We start from the raw sequence: 18886 nt of genomic DNA, 5'->3' as shown, positions 1-18886 counted from the left end.
GGGCAGCAGCCGGGCGCCGCCCGTGCCGGAGCGGGCGGAACCGCCGCCCACGGAGCACGGGCCGGAGCCGCCGTCTATGGAGCCGTCCGGTCCGCCGGTGTCCCCGCTCATCGCACGTCTCCCTGGGCGAGGTTGCGGACCCAGCTGACGTGCCGGTGCACGGCGTCGGTCGCGGCGTCCGGATCGCCGGCCCGCAGCGCGTCGAGGATCTCGGCGTGCTCGGCGATGTTCTTGGCGATCCGGTCGGGGTGGGCGTGCATCACCGCGACGCCCATCCGCAGCTGGCGGTCGCGCAGTTGCTCGTAGAGGCGGTCCAGGATCTGGTTGCCGGCGTTGCGCACGATGGCGGCGTGGAAGGCGCGGTCGGTGACGGACACGGCGGCCAGATCACCGGAGGCGGCCTGCTCGCGCATGGTGTCCAGCAGCTCGGTCAGCTCGGTGAGCAGCGGCTCGCTCGCGGGCACCGCCTTGGCGGCGGCGTGCTTCTCCACCAGCAGCCGGGTCTCGACCACGTCGGCGATCTCCTGCGCGGAGACCGGCAGCACCATGGCGCCCTTCTTCGGGTAGAGCTTGAGCAGCCCTTCGACCTCCAGGCGCAGCAGGGCCTCGCGCACCGGCGTCCGTGACACGCCCACCGCGTCGGCCAGCTCGCCCTCGGTGAGCAGCATGCCGCCCTCGTAGCGGCGCTGCAGGACGGCGTCCTTGACGTGCGCATAGACCCGTTCGGCGGCGGGCGGCTGTTTGGCGGCGGATTCTCTGGCGGGGGCGGTGGGCGTGGACGATGAAGGCATGCGCACAGGATAGATACAACAGGTATGCGTCCGAAACGTGATTCCGCGATGCGGACGAGCGGTGGATGCGGGCGATCCGCCGGGCAGCTCAGGGGGCGTACGTCAGCCCGGCATCCGCCCCTGGGCCACCAGGCGGTCCACCACCTGGGAGTGGGCCGGGGCGCAGCGCTCACGTGCCTCCCGGCCGTCGAACCACGCGTACTCGGCGATCTTCAGGCCCGGCACCGGCACGATGTCCTGCGGCCCGCCGGTGAAGCACGTCATGTGCAGCCGGCGGCCGTTCTTGCCGTGCGCGACGTCATGGATGACGAACGCCTCCGTCAGTGTTCCGGCGGGGACGTCCAGGCCGAGCTCCTCGGACAGCTCCCTGGACAGCGCCTCGCGGGCGGACTCGCCGGGTTCGTACTTGCCGCCGGGGAGGTAGAAGGTGTCGTTGCCGCGGGTGCGGACGCTCAGCAGCCGGCCCTCCCGCACGTGCAGCCAGCCCACCGACTTCAGCGGCGCCGCCCGCTCCAGCACGAGCAGCGGGTGGCCGGTCTCCTCGTCCACCCGCCGCTCCCGCTCGGTGAAGCCCAGGTGCGCGTAGAAACGGCGGGCGCGGGCATTGCCCTCGAAGACCCCCAGGGTCAGCGCGCCGTACCGGGCCGCAGCGTGTTCCACCAACTGCCGTCCGACACCGCCGCCTTGGGCCTCCGGCGCGACGAACAGCCCGCCGATCTCGCCACCGGGGAGCAGGCCGAGCAGCCCGACGACCGTGCCCGCGCGCTCGGCGACCCAGTTCTCGGCCCGGACGAGATACACCTCGCGGAGGATCCGCGCGCGCTCGCCCTCGCCCTCCCCCTCGATGAACGGATCGCCCGGCGCACGGCCCGCGACCAGAGAGCGACGACAACGCCCTGGTCAGCGTCCCGGTACCGGCGGATGATCAGATCGCTGCTCATTACACCGACCGTAAGCGGCCCGGTCCGACGACGGCAAACCCTTTCCCGGCACCGCTCGCAAGAGGGACCACAGGGGGACGGCGTGTCCACCTCAGGTCTGACCCGAGTCCGTACCTGGCGCGTACGGATCGGCCCGAATCCCATGGGTGAATGGAGACATGGAGCCGGGGAGGCTCCGGGATTCCAGGGGAGTTGACCATGCAGTCCAGGACGAACGCCGGCCGTCGTGCGCGGAACACCGTCGTACTGGCATTGATCGTCGCCGGCCTGTGGGCGGGGGTCGCGCTGACCCGCGGCGCCGCACACGCCGATGAATCCGCTCCGACCGGGCCGGTGGCCCACTTCAGCCGCGCCGTGGAACTCATCCGCGGCTGACCGGCGCTACGGCCATACCGCCCGGGGCTCGCCGCGGTACGTGCCGAAGGACCAGCGATTGCCCTCGGGGTCGCGGGCACTGAATCCCCGTGAGCCGTAGGCGGTGTCGGCCGGTTCGTCGGTGATCTCCGCGCCGGCTGCCCGGGCGCGGGCACACAGCGCGTCGGGCCGGCCGGTGACGACATAGGCGCCGAAGGTGCCCGGCTGCAGCCCGCAGGGGTCGTCGTCCGCCGCGCGGACGGAACCGAGCATGATGCCGCCGCCCTCGGGCCAGGAGAGCTGGGCGTGCTCGACCCGCGCCCCGTCGCCGTGGACCGCGATTTCTTCAAAGCCGAATGCCTCGGTCAGGAACCGGATCAGGGCGCGGGCGTCGCGGGCCCGGAGCATCGGCCACACCTGGGGCGCCGGTGCCGTCACGGAGCCGTGCGGGGACATGGTGGTCTCGGACGCGGTGTCGGGCATGAGCGCGTTCCTCCTCGGTCGGTACGGCCCCGGGTGGGCCGTCGGCCTCAGCCTTCCGCGCAGCCGTCCGCCGGGGCTTGGACGTTTCGGAACTCCTCGGCGAGCCACCGGCTGGGCGGACAGCCGGCCAGCGAGCGGAACTCCCTGGCGAGGTGCGCCTGGTCGAAGTAGCCGCAGTCGGCGGCCAGTTCGGCGAGCGGCGGGGGCGAGCCGGTACGGGCCGCGGCACCCAGCCGCCGTCGTGCGCGGTCGAAACGGATGACCCGGGCGACGGTCTTGGGCGTCAGACCGGTCTCCTGCCGGAAGCGGGCGGTCAGATGGCGGGTGCTCCAGCCGACGTCATCGGCGAGCTCCGCGACCGGTACGGCGCCCCGGGACGCGGTCAGCAGCTGCCAGGCGCGGGCGACCTCGGGCGCCGGGACGGGCCCCACCCCACCCTGCTCCCGGTCCAGCCACCGCAGCAGATGGGCGTCCAGCAGCGCGAACCGCTCCGGCCAGCTTCCGGTCGTCCGCAGCCGCTCGGCGAGTTCCCGGCCCCGCGGCCCGAGCACCGCGTCTGCGGGGAGGTCGATACCGGCCAGCTCCCCGGCCGGCAGGCCCAGCAGCGCACGGGCACCCAAAGGGTGCAGACCGAGCTGGATGCCGGACTGGCGGCCCTGATGGGTGATCAGCGCGGGACGGGTGTGCAGTCCCCCGAGGAGGGTGTCGTAGCTGCCGGGGGCCTGGCCGGGGTCCGGGTGGCCGGCCAGGGTGAGCGGCTCGTCGAGGGTGAAGATCAGGGTCAGCCGTGGCGAGGGCACACCGCGGTGCAGGGCGGGCGGGACCCCGGCCTGCCGGTAAGCGGCGTAGGAGCTGACGTAGGGCCGGAGCGCGGGCGCAGGCCGGACGATCAGCTGCTCGTCGACGGCACCGGACGGGACGGCACCGGGCACGCCCCTGGCATGCGGGCGGGCCGGTCCGGCAGGGGCGTGGGGCGGTGTTTCACGTGAAACACCGGCCCCGGCCCCAGGCGTCGTTTCACGTGAAACGACGCCCTGGCCCGACCGGCCCCGCATCCCGGGTCAGCCCCAGGTGATCAGCCGCTTCGGCCGCTCCAGGACCGCCGCGACATCCGCGAGCAGCTTGGAGCCCAGCTCACCGTCGATCAGGCGGTGGTCGAAGGACAGCGCGAGGGTGGTGACCTGGCGCGCCTTCACCTTGCCCTTGTGCACCCAGGGCTGGAGCTTGATCGCACCGACGGCGAGGATCGCCGACTCCCCCGGGTTGAGGATCGGCGTACCGGTGTCGACGCCGAAGACGCCGACGTTGGTGATGGTGACGGTGCCGCCGCTCATGGCCGCCGGAGAGGTCTTGCCCTCGCGGGCGGTGGCGACCAATTCGCCCAGTTCCTGGGCGAGTTGGGGGAGCGTCTTGGACCCGGCGTCCTTGATGTTCGGGACGATCAGCCCGCGCGGGGTGGCCGCCGCGATGCCGAGGTTCACGTAGCCCTTGTAGACGATCTCCTGGTTCGCCTCGTCCCAGGCCGCGTTGACCTCCGGGTGCCGCTTGAGGGCGACCAGGAAGGCCTTGGCGACGATCAGCAGCGGGTTGACCCGCAGGCCCGCCATGTCCGGGTCCTGCTTCAGCTCCTGGACGAGCTTCATGGTGCGGGTCACGTCGACGGTGATGAACTCCGTGACGTGCGGCGCGGTAAAGGCGCTGGACACCATCGCCTGCGCGGTGGCCTTGCGTACGCCCTTGACCGGCACCCGCCGCTCGCGGGCCGCGGCGTCCACGACACCGGTCACCGCGGGAGCGGCCGGCACGGCGGGCGCCTCCGCGGCCGGTGCCTGCGCCGCCGGGGCGGCGGCCGCGTGCACGTCCTCGCGGGTGATGATGCCGTCCGGCCCGGTCGGAGAGACGGTCGCCAGGTCGATGCCGAGGTCCTTGGCGAGCTTGCGCACCGGCGGCTTGGCCAGCGGCCGCCCGGCGGTCCCGGCGCCCACGGGCCGGGCGTCCGCCGTCACCGCGGCGGCCGGCCGGGGTGCGACGGGAGCGGCCGGCTGCGGCGCCGCGGTCCGTCCGTTCAGCTCGGCCTGGACTGCGGCCTTCACCGGCTCCGGCTGCGACGGCACACCGGCCTGCGGCTTGCGGGCCCGGCGCTTGGTCGAGGACGGCGCGGCGCCGTAGCCGACCAGGACCGCCTGGCGGCCCTGCGGCTCGGCGTCCTCCTCGGCCGGAGCGGCCTCCTGCGGCGCGCTCCCGGTCGTGGGGGCCCCGGCCGGTCCCGCGCCCGGGTCGGTGTCCACCGCGATGATGGCGGTGCCGACGTCGACGGTGACGCCCTCGCCGAAGCGCAGTTCGTGCACCACCCCGGTGTAGGGGATGGGCAGTTCGACGGCGGCCTTGGCGGTCTCGACCTCGCACACGACCTGGCCGTCGGTGACGCTGTCACCGGGCTGGACGTACCACTTGAGGATCTCGGCCTCGGTGAGCCCCTCGCCCACGTCGGGCATCTTGAACTCGCGGAAGCGCTGGGCGTTGGCGGTGCCTGTAGTCATGCTCACGAACTCTCCTCAAACCCTCAGTACGCCAGCGCACGATCGACGGCGTCCAGCACCCGGTCCAGCCCCGGAAGGTACTCGTCCTCCAGCCGGGAGGGCGGGTACGGGGAGTGGAAGCCGCCGACGCGCAGGACCGGGGCCTCCAGGTGGTAGAAGCACCGTTCGGTGATCCGGGCGGCGATCTCCGCACCGGCACCGAAGAACACCGGCGCCTCGTGGACGACGACCAGGCGCCCGGTCTTCTGCACCGACGACTGCAGGGTGTCGAAGTCGATCGGGGAGAGCGAGCGCAGGTCGACGACCTCGACCGACTTGCCCTCCTCGGCCGCGACCCTGGCGACGTCCAGGCAGACCTTCACCATCGGGCCGTAGGCGGCCAGCGTCAGGTCCGAGCCGCTCTGGGTGACCCGGGCCTTGTGCAGCGGGTCCGGGATCGACTCGGTGTCCAGCCGCGACTTGTCGTGGTAGCGCCGCTTGGGTTCGAAGTAGATGACCGGGTCGTCGCCCGCGATGGCCTGCTGGAGCATCCAGTAGGCGTCGGAGGAGTTCGAGGGAGTGACGATCTTGAGGCCCGCGACGTGCGCGAACAGCGCCTCGGGGGACTCGGAGTGGTGCTCGACCGCGCCGATCCCGCCCGCGTACGGGATGCGGATCACGACCGGCACCTTGACCTTGCCCAGCGCGCGGGCGTGCATCTTGGCGAGCTGGGTGACGATCTGGTCGTAGGCGGGGAAGACGAAGCCGTCGAACTGGATCTCGACGACCGGGCGGTAGCCGCGCAGGGCCATGCCGATCGCGGTGCCGACGATGCCGGACTCGGCGAGCGGGGTGTCGATCACCCGGTCCTCGCCGAAGTCCTTCTGCAGTCCGTCGGTGACCCGGAAGACGCCGCCGAGCTTGCCGACGTCCTCGCCCATGACGAGGACCTTGGGGTCGGCCTCCATGGAGGCGCGGAGCGAGGCGTTGATCGCCTTGGCGATGGTGATCTTCTCGTGGACGGCCATGGTCAGTTCCCCTCCGCCAGGACATCGGCATCGACGAACGACGCCTGGTACGCGGCGAACTGCGCGCGCTCCTCATCGACGAGCGCGTGCCCGTCGGCATAGACATTCTCGAAGATGGCCATGGTGTCCGGGTCCGGCATGGCGCGTACCGCCTCGCGGACCCGCTTGCCCAGGGCCTCGCTCTCCTCGTCGATGGTCGCGAGGTACGCCTCGTCGACCAGGCCCTCGGCCTCCAGGTACGTCCGCAGCCGCAGGATCGGGTCCTTGGCCTCCCAGGCCACCCGCTCCTCGTCCCCGCGGTAGCGCGTCGGGTCGTCGGAGGTGGTGTGCGCGCCCATCCGGTAGGTGAACGCCTCGATCAGCATCGGGCCCTGGCCGGTGCGCGCCCGCTCCAGTGCCGCCTTGGTCACCGCGAGACAGGCCAGCACGTCATTGCCGTCGACCCGTACGCCGGGGAATCCGAAGCCGCGGGCGCGCTGGTAGAGCGGCACCCGGGTCTGCTTCTCGGTGGGTTCGGAAATGGCCCACTGATTGTTCTGGCAGAAGAACACGACGGGGGCGTTGTACACCGCGGAGAACGTGAAGGATTCCGCGACATCGCCCTGGCTGGAGGCACCGTCACCGAAATACGCGATGACCGCGGAATCCGCGCCGTCCTTCTGGACACCCATCGCATAGCCGGTCGCGTGCAGCGTCTGCGAACCGATCACGATGGTGTAGAGGTGGAAGTTGTTGCTGTTGGGGTCCCAGCCGCCGTTGTTGACGCCGCGGAACATGCCCAGCAGATTCGTCGGGTCGACCCCGCGGCACCAGGCGACGCCGTGCTCGCGGTACGTCGGGAAGACGTAGTCGTCGTCGCGCAGGGCCCGGGCGGAGCCGATCTGCGCCGCCTCCTGGCCCAGCAGGGAGGCCCACAGGCCCAGCTCGCCCTGGCGCTGGAGGGTGGTCGCCTCGGCGTCGAACTTCCGCGTCAGCACCATGTCGCGGTAGAGGCCGCGCAGTTCTTCGGGGGAAAGGTCGATGGAGTAGTCCGGGTGCTCGACCCGCTTCCCTTCCGGGGTCAGCAGTTGTACGAGCTGATCCTGCTCCGCCTCGTCGGGCCGGGCGTTGTCGCGGGCCCTTGCCGGGGACGCCTTCTTGGCCGGCGTCGCCTTTTTGGCGGTGGTGCGCTTGCTGCTGCCGCGGGTGTTTTTCCGCTGCGCAGTGCCTTCCACGGTCACGTGCTGCTCCTCCGTCTGTCCGGCCCCCGGGGTCCGCCGGTGGCCGTATTGCGGCTCACCCGGTATCCGATACGGCGCACGGGGTGTGTGCGAACGCGGCCGGATCCGGGTGGAACAAAGCTCCCGGACAGTGGCCTGCTCATTGCACGTTACCCATTGTCAAAGCCGAAGTGGAAACGGCGCTGACCTGCGATTTTGCTTGGATTTCCAAGTAAAATCGCAAAGGCTGGAACAACTCCTGGTCACAGCGTTGCAGGCCGCCGGGACAACGGCACGTTATATCGGTGACCTGGAGCACGGGAAGACTTGATGTGTGAGACTGACCCCGTGCCCGAAGACGGAAAAATCACGGTATTTCTGCTCGATGACCATGAAGTCGTCCGGCGTGGCGTCCACGAAATGCTCGCGGTCGAGGCCGACATCGAGGTGGTCGGCGAGGCCGGCACCGCCGCAGATGCCCTGGTCAGGATCCCTGCGACGCGTCCCGACGTGGCGGTGCTGGACGTCCGGCTGCCGGACGGCAGCGGCGTCGAGGTCTGCCGGGAGATCCGTTCACAGATTCCGGACGTCAAGTGCCTCATGCTCACCTCCTTCGCGGACGACGAGGCGCTCTTCGATGCGATCATGGCCGGTGCGTCCGGTTATGTCCTCAAGGCCATCCGGGGGAACGAACTGCTCTCCGCGGTACGCGACGTGGCCGCCGGCAAGTCGCTGCTCGACCCCGTGGCCACCGCCCGCGTACTGGAGCGGCTGCGCGACGGCAATGCCGCCAAGGAGGACGACCGGCTGGCGAGCCTGACCGAGCAGGAGCGCAAGATCCTCGACCTGATCGGCGAGGGGCTGACCAACCGCGCCATCGGGGAGCGGCTCCACCTCGCCGAGAAGACCATCAAGAACTACGTCTCCAGCCTGCTCTCCAAGCTCGGCATGGAACGCCGCTCCCAGGCCGCCGCCTATGTGGCGCGCAGGCAGGCGGAGCGCCGCTGACCGACGGACCACAGGGCGGCCGCGGCGCGGGCCCCGGGGGCGTGCCCAGCGGCCACCACCGTGCCATCGAGCCGTTCGGCCCGCACCCCTACGGGCGGGGCGCGGCCAGTCGGCGGACGCTGGACGGGGAAACGTCACCTCACCGCGGCGCCGCCCTACGAGCTCGCTCACTCAGTGTGAGGCTTTCCGATACCCCCACCCGCATAGGTGTAGTTGATCTAACATCTGGCGCGTGCTGCGCTCATCTGTCGTCCGGACGGCGGCGACACCCGACAAAGACACCCTCGGATCCCTGCTCCGCCGCTACGCCGGCGCCGGCGCGCCGCTGTCCTGCGAACCCGTCGCCGAGGGCCTGCTCAACCACGGCTACTTCCTCGCCACCACCCGCGGCCGCTACTTCCTCAAGCACCACCTCGACGGCGACCTGGCCGCGATCACCCGCCAGCACCGCGCCACCCGGCGGCTCGCCGCGCTGGGCCTGCCGGTCGCCCCGCCCGTGGCCGACGCCGACGGCCGCACCGTCACGGTCCTCGACGGCCGCTGCTACGCCCTGCACCCCTGGGTCGAGGGGCGGCACCTGAGCGGGGCCGTGCTGACCACCGGCCAGTCCCGCCGGCTCGGCGCCCTGCTCGGGCTGGTGCACACCGCACTGGCGCAGGTCATGGCCGCCGAACCGCACCCGCCCCGGCCGCCCTGCGCGGACGCCGGCGCCGACCCGGAACGGACCTTCGAGACCATCGACGAGCTGCTGGACCTGGCCCGCTGCGCCCGCCCGCGCACCAGCTTCGACGAGCTCGCCGAGCACCGGCTGCTGGAGCGCCGGGCCCTCCTGGAGCGGCAGGCCCACCGCCGCCCCGCCCCCGGGGCGGAACCCGCCCCCGGCTGGGTGCACGGCGACTTCCACCCGCTGAACGTGCTCTACCGCGGCACCGAGCCGACCGCGATCGTCGACTGGGACCGGCTGGGCGTACAGCCCCGTGCCGAGGAGGCGGTGCGCGCCGCCGCGATCTTCTTCGTACGCCCCTGCGGCACCCTGGACCTGGCCAAGGTCGCGGCGTACGCGGGTGCCTACCGCAGCGCCTGCGGAGCCGGCGCCGACGAACTGGCCGCGGCCGTCCACCGGGTGTGGTGGGAGCGGCTGAACGACTTCTGGATGCTCACCTGGCGCTACCAGCTCGGCGACCGCCGCACCGACCCGCAGTTCCCGGCGGCGGCCGCCCTGGCGGTGTGGTGGACCCGCGAATACCGAGCGGTGTGCGACGCGTTCACCCGCTGACCCGGGCCGCGCGCGGCCGGTCAGCCGCCGGTCGTGCCCAGTGTGGCGCCGCCGTCCGTGCCCGAGGTCGTCCCGCTGTCCGCCCCGGCCGTCGCGCCACCGTCCGTCGTCCCGCCATCCGTGGTGCCACCGTCGGTGGTCCCGCCGTCCGCGGTGCCGCCGTCGTCCGTGCCACCGGTGGTGTCGGTGGGCGGCTCGGTGGTCGGCTCCTCGGTCGTCGGCGGCTGCGAGGTCGGCGGCTCGGACGTCGGCGGGGTGGTCGGCTGCGTCGTCGACGGCTGGGTGTACGAGCCGCCGTCGCCGCCGATGCCGCCCGGCTGGGTCTCCGGAGTGCTCGGCTCCTCGGTCGTCGGCTCGCTGCTCTTCTTGTGCTTCTTCGGCGTCGGCGACTGCGAGGCGGGGGTCTCGTGCTTCTGGTTCTGGTCCTTGGTGTTCTGCATTGCGAAAGCCACACCGACCGCGATGGCGATGAGCGCGAGCGCCGCGATCAGCCAGACCTTGCCGCGGCCGCCCTTGGCCGGGCGGGGTCCGCCCTCGAAGCCGCCGTCGTCCTCCCGCATACCGTGCGTGAGGATCGGCTGCGCCGCGGTCTGGCCGGCGTCGGGGTGCGGCAGCGCGGTGGTCGCGGCGGTCCCCATGGACGGGCCGTGACCGCCCTCGTGCATGACGACCGGGCCGGTGTTCCAGGTGCCGGTGTGACCGCCCTGCTCCTGCAGCATCTGCAGCGAGTACTGGACCAGCCCGCGCATCTCCTCGGCGGTCTGGAACCGGTCGTCGGGGTCCTTGGCCAGCGACCGCATGACCAGGCCGTCCAGCTCCGGCGGCACGCCCTCGGCGACCTCGGAGGGCGGCACCGGCATGTCCTGGACGTGCTGGTAGACGACCGAGAGCGGGGTCTCGCCGGTGAACGGCGGCCGCAGGGCGAGGAGTTCGTAGAGCAGACAGCCGGTGGCGTAGAGGTCGGAGCGGGTGTCGACGGTCTTGCCGAGCGCCTGCTCCGGGGAGAGGTACTGGGGCGTGCCCATGACCATGCCGGTCTGGGTCATGGTGGACTGCGCACCGTGCAGGGCGCGGGCGATGCCGAAGTCCATGACCTTGACGGCGCCGCTGTTCGTGATGATCACGTTCGCGGGCTTGATGTCACGGTGCACGATGCCGTGCTGGTGGCTGTAGGCCAGTGCCTCCAGCACGCCGGAGACGATGATCAGCGCCTGGTCCGGCGGCGGGGCGTCGGCGTTCAGCAGCAGGTCGCGGATGGTGCGGCCCTCGACCAGCTCCATCACGATGTACGGCACGGTGTTGCCGCCGACCAGGTCCTCGCCGGAGTCGTAGACCGCGACCACCGCGTGGTGGTTCAGCCCGGCCACGGACTGTGCCTCGCGGGTGAAGCGGGCCTTGGACACCGGGTCCTCGGCGAGGTCGGCGCGCAGCAGCTTCACGGCCACGGTGCGGCCGAGGCGTACGTCCTCGGCGGCGAACACCTCCGCCATACCGCCGCGCCCGAGTCGTCGCGTGAGCCGGTAACGGCCGTCGCCGACCAGCCCGCCGTTGCCCCACATCTCCGGTGCGTCGGGAACATGGGAGCCGGTGGCCTCATGGTCGGACGGGCCCTGGGGGCTCTGCGTCGGTGCCATCGGTCCTCGCCGTCGAATCAATCCGCCCGAGAGCGGTAAGGTCATCGGTCTTCGCTAGAGCACGCTACAGGTTCCGCGGCACCCACCGGTCCGTCGTGGACCGGCCATCAAACCCGCCGTTCGCCTGACATCGCAAGTTCCCCCGGTGACCCAGGGTGCCGAACGTCTCAGGCCCGTGACCGGATCTTGCACATCTGGTCACGGAACGGGCACACGGCTTGACGTGTCCGGGCCCTGGGGCACACTTGGCTGCGGAATTCCAGATTTTGATCGCTATAACGTACGGGTAGTGCGCCGTGCGCCTAGGGGGAAGCGGAACGATGAGCCAGGACGGCGCTCAGGGCCAATTCGAGGGCCGTTCGGTCGGCGGAGGACGTTACCAGCTTCGTGATCTTCTCGGGGCCGGCGGAATGGCATCCGTGCACCTCGCGCACGACACCGTGCTCGACCGCGACGTCGCGATCAAGACACTCCACACCGAGCTCGGTCGCGAGCAGGCCTTCCGCGAGCGCTTCCGCCGCGAGGCGCAGTCAGTGGCGAAGCTCACGCACACCAATATCGTCTCGGTCTTCGACTCCGGCGAGGACGAGCTCGACGGCGGCATGGTGCCGTACATCGTCATGGAGTACGTCGCGGGCCAGCCGCTGCGCTCCGACCTCGACGCCGACGTCGCCCAGCACGGCGCGATGCCGACCGAGAAAGCCCTGAAGATCACGGCCGATGTGCTCGCGGCCCTGGAAGTCAGCCACGAGATGGGGCTGGTCCACCGCGACATCAAGCCCGGCAACGTCATGCTGAACAAGCGCGGCGTCGTCAAGGTCATGGACTTCGGCATCGCCCGGGCCATGCAGTCCGGCGTGACGTCCATGACCCAGACCGGCATGGTGGTCGGCACCCCGCAGTACCTCTCCCCCGAGCAGGCGCTGGGCCGCGGGGTGGACGCCCGCTCCGACCTGTACTCCGTCGGCATCATGCTCTTCGAGCTGCTGACCGGCCAGCTGCCGTTCGACGCGGACTCCCCGCTCGCCATCGCCTACGCCCACGTCCAGGAAGAGCCGCCGGTCCCGTCGAGCATCAACCGCTCGCTGCCGCCGGCCGTGGACGCGCTGGTGGCCCGGGCGCTGAAGAAGAACCCCAACGAACGGTTCCCGACCGCCGAGGCGATGCGGGACGAGTGTCTGCGGATCGCCGGTTCCGGGCAGTCCGGCGCCACCCCGCTGATCATCGGCGAGGGCCCGCGGGCGCGCACCAGCGGTTCCTCGGTGGCCTCCGCGGTCTTCCCCACCGCGTCCGGCAACCCGCAGACGCCGGCCCCGTCGAACGTCCAGCAGCCCTACCAGCCGACGCAGGCGGCCGCCTTCGGCCCGCAGACGCCTCCGCCGCCGAACAACGCGTACCCGACGCCGGTCCCCGGCCCGGTCCCCGGTCCCGTTCCGGGACCGGCGCCGTTCAACACGGGCGGCTACCAGGCCCCGCCGGCGTACACCCCGCCCCCGCCGCCGATCACCGCCTCGATGCCGACGGCCGGCGGCCCCGGTGGGCGGAAGAACAACACCCCGGTGATCGTGGTCTCGGCGATCGTCGGTGTCGTCGTGGTGACCGCGATAGCGATCGGCATCGGTCTGAGCGCCGGCTCCTCCGACGACAACGGCGGCGACGTCACGCCGTCCAGCTACTCCGCTTCGCCCAGCGAGAGCGTCCGTCCCGAGGACAAGACGGCGACGATCCTGACGTCCGAGTGCACCAACCCGACCAAGAGCTACTCCGACAAGCGCAAGATCCTCTTCCCGTCGTTCCGGTTCAAGAACCTGGACTCGGTGAAGGAGTGCATCAAGGCGGCCGGCTGGAAGTACAAGATCGTCAAGGAGGAGGACAGCGCGATCTGGGGCAAGAACACCGTCACGGATCAGTCCCCCGCCGCCATCAGCTGGTGGTACCCGACCAAGGACGCCACCATCGAGCTGACCATCTCCACCGGTCGCAGCGGCTGACGGTCGCACCGCACGCAGAAGGGGCCGGCACGCATCGCGCGCGCCGGCCCCTCGTGCATCAGGTCAGAGGTACGGGCCCGAGCGGGCGCCGCCCTGGCGGGGCTTGCCCTCATCGCCCTCCGTGGGCACGACACCGGGCGGCAGGGCACGGCGCATCGACTCCAGCTGGGCGCGGGCGGCCATCTGCTGGGCGAACAGCGCGGTCTGGATGCCGTGGAACAGACCCTCCAGCCAGCCCACCAGCTGCGCCTGGGCGATCCGCAGCTCCGCCTCCGTCGGCACCGACTCATCGGTGAACGGCAGCGACAGCCGCTCCAGCTCCTCCACCAGTTCGGGCGCCAGCCCGTCCTCCAGCTCCTTCACCGAGCTGGCGTGGATCTCCTTGAGCCGGACCCGGCTGGCCTCGTCGAGGGGCGCGGCCTTCACCTCTTCCAGCAACTGCTTGATCATGCTGCCGATGCGCATGACCTTCGCAGGCTGTTCGACCATGTCCGTCACCGGGACCTCGCGGGGCTCATCGCCGTCGTCCCCGCCACCGGAGCCGGCGCTGCCGAGCGCCATGCCGTCCGGGCCGACAACCAGGACGTGCGGGTTCTCCTGCGACCGTTCGTTCATCGGCATATCCATGCCGCCCATTCTCTCGTACGAGGGCTTCTGAACGGTGGTGCCCCCGGGAGAACGTGATCCACCTTTCTGAAGCCCCCGCCCTGGCGTTTCACGTGAAACAACAAGGTTTCGCTGTTTCACGTGAAACCACGCCCACCATTTCCACGGTTTCACGTGAAACAACGGAGAGTGTTTCACGTGAAACCGTGCGTCTCGCTGCCTCGTTTCACGTGAAACGAGGCAGCGAGAAACGGCGGCCTCAGCGGCGGCGCAGCCGCAGGCCCAGGAACGCCAGCCCCAGGCCCGTCAGTGCCAGGCCCGCACCCATCGGCAGCACCCGTTCGACCGGGGCCGTCGGAGACTCCAGGGCGTACGGGCGGGCGGTGTCCGCGTCCCCGTCCGTGCCCGTCGTCGCGTCCTCGGGGACGGTGGGCGACGGGAGCGGCGGCAGCTTTTCGTACGAGCGCTGGGTGCGCCGGTCGGCGGCCCTGACGCGGTGCGACGACGCGGAGTGCGACCTGGCGGAGTCGGATGCGTCCGCCACCGGCGCATGCCGCTGCACGGGATCGCGGCGGCCGGGCAGCTGATGGGCGCGGTCGGAGTCGGACGGCCCGTCCGGCCCCGCCTCCCGGGTGTGGCCGCGGCCCGCAAAGGCCGGACCGCCGGGACCCTCGCCGTGGAAGCCCGGACCGAACGAGTGGGGGTGGTGGTGCCACCGGCCGTGCCAGCGTCCCGGGTGGTGGTGCGGCCCCCGGTGCGGATAGCCCGCCATGCCGTACGGGAAGCCGGGAAAGCCGTCCGGGAACTCGCGGAAGCGGGCCGGAGGCCCCGGGTGGCCGGCGTGGTGCCGGCCCGGCGCGTAGGGCTCCTCGCCCTGCGGCAGATCGCCCATGAAGTCCTCAGGGGCGAAAGCCTCGGCCCCGAGCATCTCGGGCCGGAATTCCTCCGCCACGTCGTCGTCCGGCGAATCGCCCGGCCGGACGAGCTGAGGTGAGCGGTCCACCGGTGTGGCCTGCCGGTCCGCGGCCGCCGCGGGAGCGGCTCCCACCGGGACGGGCAGGACGACGGCGGCGACCAACAGACTGCTGGCAATGCGCGAACGGAAAGCTGGAGCGACCACAGTGCCCCTCCCGTGCCGAGCCGTCGGGTGTCCAGCCCAGCGTCACATGTGATCAGATTCACGGCATCTTGGGACTGTCCGCCGGGGCATCCGCCGACGGCTCGGGAGGGGCGGTCCGGAAGGCCGCAGCGGCCGTTTCAGACGGTCAGCACGACCTTGCCGACGTGCACGCTCGCGTCCACCACGCGGTGCGCCTCCGCGGCCTCGGACATCGGGAGCGTACGGTCCACGATCGCCCGGACCTGGCCGTTGCCGATCAGCGGCCAGACGTGCTCGCGTACCGCGGCGACGATGGCCGCCTTCTCACTGAGCGGGCGGGCGCGCAACCCGGCGCCGGTGATCGCGGCGCGCTTGGCCATCAGCGCGGCGAGGTTCAGCTCCGCCTTGACCCCGCCCTGCAGCCCGATGATCGCAAGTCGTCCGCTGACCGCCAGGGCCTTCACGTTCCGCTGCAGGTACTTCGCGCCGATGATGTCGAGGATGACGTCCGAGCCCTTGCCGTCGGTGGCCTTGCGGATCTCCTGGACGAAGTCCTGCTCGCGGTAGTCGATCAGGATGTCCGCGCCGAGCTCCGCGCAGCGGGCCAGCTTCTCGGGGCCGCCGGCGGTGACCGCGACCCGCGCCCCGACCGCCTTGGCGAGCTGGATCGCCATCGTTCCGATGCCGCTCGCGCCGCCGTGGACCAGCAGCGTCTCGCCGGGCCGCAGGTGCGCGATCATGAAGACGTTCGACCAGACCGTGCAGGTCACCTCGGGCAGCGCGGCGGCCGTGACCAGGTCCAGGCCGGGCGGCACCGGCAGCACCTGCCCGGCCGGGACCACGACCTTCTCCGCGTAGCCGCCGCCCGCCAGCAGCGCGCACACCTCGTCGCCGACCGCCCAGCCGTGCACGCCCGGGCCGACCGCGCTGATCCGCCCCGAGCACTCCAGGCCCGGGTACGGCGAGGCGCCGGGCGGCGGGTCGTAGAAGCCCTGCCGCTGGAGCAGGTCGGCGCGGTTCACGGCGCTGGCCACGACCTCGATCAGGACCTCGCCCTCGCCGGGCTGCGGGTCGGGCACATCCGTCCAGACAAGTGCTTCGGGGCCACCGGGCTCCGGGATAGTGATCGCTCGCATGGGCGCGAGGCTACTCGCCGTCCGCGGACGGAGCGATGGCACGGGGGCCGGTGACCACGGACGCGTCGTCACCCTCCGGCACGTCGTACCGGCTTGAGTGACCGTCATTCGTCGTCCAGCCGGCTCCGTGCTCTGCAGCGAGCAGGTCGACCGTGCCGTCGGCGTGGTCGTGGTACTCGTCGCGGTCCATCCAGACGATGAAGACCGTCGCCAGCAGCACCACCAGCGCCATCAACAGCCGGCGGGCGACCTGCCGCAGTGGCGGCGACGCGGCAGCATCACGCGGTGCGACCGGTCCTCGGGCGCCTCGTGCGCGGTGCTGTCGTGGGAGGGGAGCTTCACACGGGGCTTCCGGCCGGCCCGAACGGGTCCCCGGCCCGGTCTTCGGGTCCGCCCGCCGACCACCCCGCCGACCAGGGAAGTTCCAGGAGTTCGAGCTCGGTGCCGCGCTGTGCACCGCCGGGCGGGACGACCGCCAGCGCATCGGCGGCGGCGATCCCGCGCAGCATGGCCGGACCGTGGAAGTGCAGCGGCTCCGCCATCAGGCCGTACCGCTCGTCGTCGCGGTAGGCCACCGGGACGAGCCGGGTGTCGTGCGGATGCCCGTGCACCGGCGCGGTCACCGGCGTACGGCAGGGGCCCGGCGGCCGGCGGGCGGCGAGGGTCCGGAGCAGCGGCTCGGCCAGCGTGCAGAGCCCGGACACTGCGGCGAGGGGGTTGCCGGGCAGGCCGACGAGGTGCCGGCGCGGTGCCAGCCGGGCCAGCAGCATCGGGTGCCCCGGGCGCACCGCCACGCCGTCCACCAGCACCTCGGCGCCGAGGCGGCGCAGGATCGGGTGCACGTGGTCGACCGGGCCCGCGGCGGTGCCGCCGGTGGTGATCACCACGTCGGCGGTGGACCCCGCGAGCGCCGCGTACAGCGCGTCGGCGTCGTCGGCGAGGTGGCGGGGGGCGGCCGCGACCACACCGAGGGCCTGCAGCCAGGGGCCGAGCATCGGCCCGAGCGCGTCCCTGATCCGGCCCCCCTGAGGCAGCCCGTGGTCCAGCAACTCGTCGCCCAGGACGAACACTTCGGCCTGCGGCCGGGGATAGGCGGTCAGCTCGTCGTAGCCGGCCGCGGCGGCCAGCCCGAGGACGGCGGGGGTCACCAGCGCGCCGGCCGGCAGCAGGTGGTCACCGCGGCGGCATTCCTGCCCGCGCGGGCGGATGTCCTGGCCGGGTGGTACGGGGCGCGGCGCGGACAACTGCCGAGCGCCGCCGGGCAGTTCGCGTACCTCGCCGTGCTCGCTGCGCAGTACGGCGGTGGCACCGGACGGGATGCGCGCACCGGTCGCAATCGCGATGGCATGGCCGTCCTGGAGTGCCTCGGCAGGGGCCTGACCGGCGAGGATGCCCGGAGCGGCGGCGCCCGCGGGCTGGTCGAGGCGCCAGGGGCCGGGGCCGGAGACCGCCCAGCCGTCCATGGCCGAGGTGTCGAACGACGGCAGGTCGGTGAGGGCGGTCAGCGGGACCGCGAGCGTCCGGCCGAGCGCCTCGGCGAGCGGGGTGGCCACCGGTGCGGGAGGCCCGGGGACGGCGTGCGCGGCGAGTTCACGGGCGCGCTGCCAGGGCGTGGCGGCCGGCCTGCGGCGCGGGCCGGAGGACGGCGGCGGCGCTCCGGCATCCGCAGGGCCGGAAGGGCCGGCCGGGTCGGTGGCGCCGTCCGGGTCGTGGCCGCCGCACGCGCTGGGAGCACCGGAGGCCGCCGCGCGCGGGACGCCTGCGGACGGGATGCCGTGGCCCGGCTCCGGCGATCGGGCCGGGCCGGTGGCCGCTTCGTGGGGGTGGTTGGCCAGGGCGAGCGCGTCCTCGAACGGGTCGCCGCCGCACCGGTCGTCCCGGGCGCCGAGCGCCCCGCGGGTCTCGCCGTCGGTCATTCCGCGGGCTTCGTTCCGGAGTCCGCGGCGCCCCCGGAGCCGGCCGGCCCCTCGGCCTCCGCCCCCTCGGCCTCCGCGGCCCAGCGGTTCGCCAGGGCCGCGGCCCGGTCGGACAGCTCCTTCACGTCCCGGCCCTGCCGGCCCGCCGCGTACCCGATCAGGAAGGTCGTCAGCGGCGCGGCCGGGCGGGCCACGCCGTGCGCCGCGTCCCGCGCGAGGTCGAGAAGCGCCGCGACGTCGACATCGAGGTCGATGCCGAGTTCGGCCTTGACTGCGGTGATCCATTCGTCCAGCACGTGTCCATGCTCCCTGATCCGGGCGCGCGCCGCGCCGAGGTCTTCCCAGGTGTCGCAGTCGAAGGAGGCGGTGGCCGTGGGGTCCGGGACCCGGACGAGTGTCAGGCCGGCCAGCAGGGCGCGCAGCGGCAGACCCGCCGGTGTGCCGTGCTCGCCCCGGATCCGGGCCAGCGCGCGGCGCAGCGGCTCGGCGCGATAGGCCGCCACCAGCGGCTGGTCCCGGCCCGAGGCGTCCTGCAGCAGCGCCCCGTCCGCCGGGGCGGCGGCCGCGGCCAGCAGGCCGCGTACGGTCGCGGCGGTCAGGAACGGCAGGTCCGCGGAGAGGACGAGGACCGTGGGGGCGGTGGTGTGCCGCAGGCCGGCGTCCAGGGCGGCGAGCGGGCCCCCGCCGGGCGGGTCCTCGCGGGTGTGCAGCACGGCGCGGGCGGTCGGGCGGGCCGGGCCGACGACGACGGCGCGGGCGGCGTCCGGGCAGGCGGCGAGCACCCGGTCCAGGAGCGGGCGGCCGCCGACGGACAGGGCGGGCTTGTCCGCCCCGCCGAACCGCCGGGCCGCGCCGCCGGCCAGGACGATCGCGTCGTGGTCGGTGTGGTCGTTCACCCCTTGAGT

Annotated in this window: 17 protein-coding genes and 1 pseudogene; 4 read left to right on the top strand and 14 right to left on the bottom strand. The window is 72.6% G+C overall.

Features of this window, described 5'->3' with window-relative positions:
• Window positions 1–107: 107 nt before the first annotated feature.
• On the bottom strand, window positions 108–791 hold the full coding sequence (locus tag AB0G35_RS02925; RefSeq protein WP_360942655.1) for a GntR family transcriptional regulator: 684 nt from the start codon (window positions 789–791) through the stop codon (window positions 108–110).
• A 102-nt stretch (window positions 792–893) separates the two neighbouring features.
• Window positions 894–1592, bottom strand: coding sequence for a GNAT family N-acetyltransferase (locus AB0G35_RS02920; RefSeq protein WP_360942652.1), 699 nt, complete (start codon window positions 1590–1592; stop codon window positions 894–896).
• A 338-nt stretch (window positions 1593–1930) separates the two neighbouring features.
• Between AB0G35_RS02920 and AB0G35_RS02915 the strand changes: the two genes are divergently transcribed.
• Window positions 1931–2107, top strand: a complete 177-nt coding sequence (locus AB0G35_RS02915) for a hypothetical protein (RefSeq protein WP_360942649.1) — start codon at window positions 1931–1933, stop codon at window positions 2105–2107.
• A 6-nt stretch (window positions 2108–2113) separates the two neighbouring features.
• Here AB0G35_RS02915 and AB0G35_RS02910 read toward each other — a convergent pair whose 3' ends face one another.
• The 5 genes from AB0G35_RS02910 to pdhA form a co-directional block, all read right to left on the bottom strand.
• A complete protein-coding gene (locus tag AB0G35_RS02910) occupies window positions 2114–2569 on the bottom strand; it encodes a VOC family protein (RefSeq protein ID WP_360942646.1) in 456 nt (151 codons plus the stop codon).
• Window positions 2570–2616: 47 nt separating this feature from the next.
• Window positions 2617–3501: a helix-turn-helix transcriptional regulator gene (locus AB0G35_RS02905; protein WP_360942643.1), complete on the bottom strand. Its 885-nt coding sequence runs from the start codon at window positions 3499–3501 to the stop codon at window positions 2617–2619.
• Between the two features lie 129 nt (window positions 3502–3630).
• Window positions 3631–5109, bottom strand: a complete 1479-nt coding sequence (locus tag AB0G35_RS02900; protein ID WP_360943079.1) for a dihydrolipoamide acetyltransferase family protein — start codon at window positions 5107–5109, stop codon at window positions 3631–3633.
• Between the two features lie 23 nt (window positions 5110–5132).
• A complete protein-coding gene (locus AB0G35_RS02895; protein WP_360942640.1) occupies window positions 5133–6116 on the bottom strand; it encodes an alpha-ketoacid dehydrogenase subunit beta in 984 nt (327 codons plus the stop codon).
• Window positions 6117–6118: 2 nt separating this feature from the next.
• Entirely contained in the window at window positions 6119–7336 is a 1218-nt protein-coding gene (pdhA, locus tag AB0G35_RS02890) for a pyruvate dehydrogenase (acetyl-transferring) E1 component subunit alpha (RefSeq protein WP_360942637.1), read from the bottom strand.
• Window positions 7337–7663: 327 nt separating this feature from the next.
• Here pdhA and AB0G35_RS02885 point away from each other — a divergent pair, with 327 nt between their 5' ends.
• Together AB0G35_RS02885 and AB0G35_RS02880 are read left to right on the top strand one after the other, a co-directional pair.
• Window positions 7664–8323 (top strand): response regulator transcription factor, encoded by a 660-nt coding sequence (locus AB0G35_RS02885; RefSeq protein WP_360942634.1) that lies wholly within the window; start codon window positions 7664–7666, stop codon window positions 8321–8323.
• 232 nt (window positions 8324–8555) lie between these two features.
• Window positions 8556–9599, top strand: a complete 1044-nt coding sequence (locus AB0G35_RS02880) for a phosphotransferase (RefSeq protein ID WP_360942631.1) — start codon at window positions 8556–8558, stop codon at window positions 9597–9599.
• A gap of 20 nt (window positions 9600–9619) precedes the next feature.
• On the opposite strand, the gene AB0G35_RS02875 is transcribed toward AB0G35_RS02880, so the two are convergent.
• Window positions 9620–11233 (bottom strand): protein kinase, encoded by a 1614-nt coding sequence (locus AB0G35_RS02875; RefSeq protein ID WP_360942628.1) that lies wholly within the window; start codon window positions 11231–11233, stop codon window positions 9620–9622.
• A gap of 320 nt (window positions 11234–11553) precedes the next feature.
• On the opposite strand from AB0G35_RS02875, the gene AB0G35_RS02870 reads away from it, so the two are divergent.
• The gene (locus AB0G35_RS02870; RefSeq protein WP_360942625.1) at window positions 11554–13224 is read left to right on the top strand and encodes a protein kinase; all 1671 of its coding nucleotides are present in this window, start codon (window positions 11554–11556) and stop codon (window positions 13222–13224) included.
• Between the two features lie 63 nt (window positions 13225–13287).
• Here the strand turns inward: AB0G35_RS02870 and AB0G35_RS02865 are convergent, their stop codons facing one another.
• The 6 genes and pseudogenes from AB0G35_RS02865 to AB0G35_RS02840 all read right to left on the bottom strand — a co-directional run bounded on the left by AB0G35_RS02865 (window position 13288) and on the right by AB0G35_RS02840 (window position 18877).
• Window positions 13288–13851 carry a bacterial proteasome activator family protein gene (locus AB0G35_RS02865; protein ID WP_360942622.1) on the bottom strand — a complete coding sequence of 188 codons (564 nt, stop codon included), beginning with the start codon at window positions 13849–13851 and terminating at the stop codon, window positions 13288–13290.
• 238 nt (window positions 13852–14089) lie between these two features.
• Complete coding sequence (locus AB0G35_RS02860; RefSeq protein WP_360942619.1) at window positions 14090–14950, bottom strand: hypothetical protein; 861 nt, start codon at window positions 14948–14950, stop codon at window positions 14090–14092.
• A 137-nt stretch (window positions 14951–15087) separates the two neighbouring features.
• The gene (locus AB0G35_RS02855; RefSeq protein WP_360942616.1) at window positions 15088–16065 is read right to left on the bottom strand and encodes an NAD(P)H-quinone oxidoreductase; all 978 of its coding nucleotides are present in this window, start codon (window positions 16063–16065) and stop codon (window positions 15088–15090) included.
• 121 nt (window positions 16066–16186) lie between these two features.
• Window positions 16187–16407 (bottom strand): annotated as a pseudogene (locus tag AB0G35_RS02850) (Ion channel protein); the annotation flags it as partial.
• Window positions 16404–17981 (bottom strand): molybdopterin-binding protein, encoded by a 1578-nt coding sequence (locus AB0G35_RS02845; protein ID WP_360942613.1) that lies wholly within the window; start codon window positions 17979–17981, stop codon window positions 16404–16406. The pseudogene AB0G35_RS02850 and the gene AB0G35_RS02845, both read right to left, overlap by 4 nt.
• Entirely contained in the window at window positions 17978–18877 is a 900-nt protein-coding gene (locus AB0G35_RS02840) for an NTP transferase domain-containing protein (RefSeq protein WP_360942610.1), read from the bottom strand. Before AB0G35_RS02840 ends, AB0G35_RS02845 begins: the two co-directional genes overlap by 4 nt.
• Window positions 18878–18886: the final 9 nt, after the last annotated feature.

This window comes from Streptomyces sp. NPDC021749 (assembly GCF_040640655.1).
In the GTDB taxonomy this organism is placed as follows: Bacteria; Actinomycetota; Actinomycetes; order Streptomycetales; family Streptomycetaceae; genus Streptomyces.
The sequence above is the reverse complement of the archived record's forward strand: the minus strand, read 5'-3'. Positions and strand labels throughout refer to the sequence as shown.

Excerpts from the sequence above, each read along its gene's own strand:
- AB0G35_RS02895 (WP_360942640.1), bottom strand. The coding sequence starts at position 6,116 with ATGGCCGTCCACGAGAAGATCACCATCGCCAAGGCGATCAACGCCTCG.
- AB0G35_RS02855 (WP_360942616.1), bottom strand. The coding sequence starts at position 16,065 with ATGCGAGCGATCACTATCCCGGAGCCCGGTGGCCCCGAAGCACTTGTC.
- AB0G35_RS02925 (WP_360942655.1), bottom strand. The coding sequence starts at position 791 with ATGCCTTCATCGTCCACGCCCACCGCCCCCGCCAGAGAATCCGCCGCC.
- AB0G35_RS02845 (WP_360942613.1), bottom strand. The coding sequence starts at position 17,981 with ATGACCGACGGCGAGACCCGCGGGGCGCTCGGCGCCCGGGACGACCGG.
- AB0G35_RS02865 (WP_360942622.1), bottom strand. The coding sequence starts at position 13,851 with ATGGATATGCCGATGAACGAACGGTCGCAGGAGAACCCGCACGTCCTG.
- AB0G35_RS02915 (WP_360942649.1), top strand. The coding sequence starts at position 1,931 with ATGCAGTCCAGGACGAACGCCGGCCGTCGTGCGCGGAACACCGTCGTA.
- AB0G35_RS02900 (WP_360943079.1), bottom strand. The coding sequence starts at position 5,109 with ATGACTACAGGCACCGCCAACGCCCAGCGCTTCCGCGAGTTCAAGATG.
- AB0G35_RS02875 (WP_360942628.1), bottom strand. The coding sequence starts at position 11,233 with ATGGCACCGACGCAGAGCCCCCAGGGCCCGTCCGACCATGAGGCCACC.
- AB0G35_RS02870 (WP_360942625.1), top strand. The coding sequence starts at position 11,554 with ATGAGCCAGGACGGCGCTCAGGGCCAATTCGAGGGCCGTTCGGTCGGC.
- AB0G35_RS02910 (WP_360942646.1), bottom strand. The coding sequence starts at position 2,569 with ATGCCCGACACCGCGTCCGAGACCACCATGTCCCCGCACGGCTCCGTG.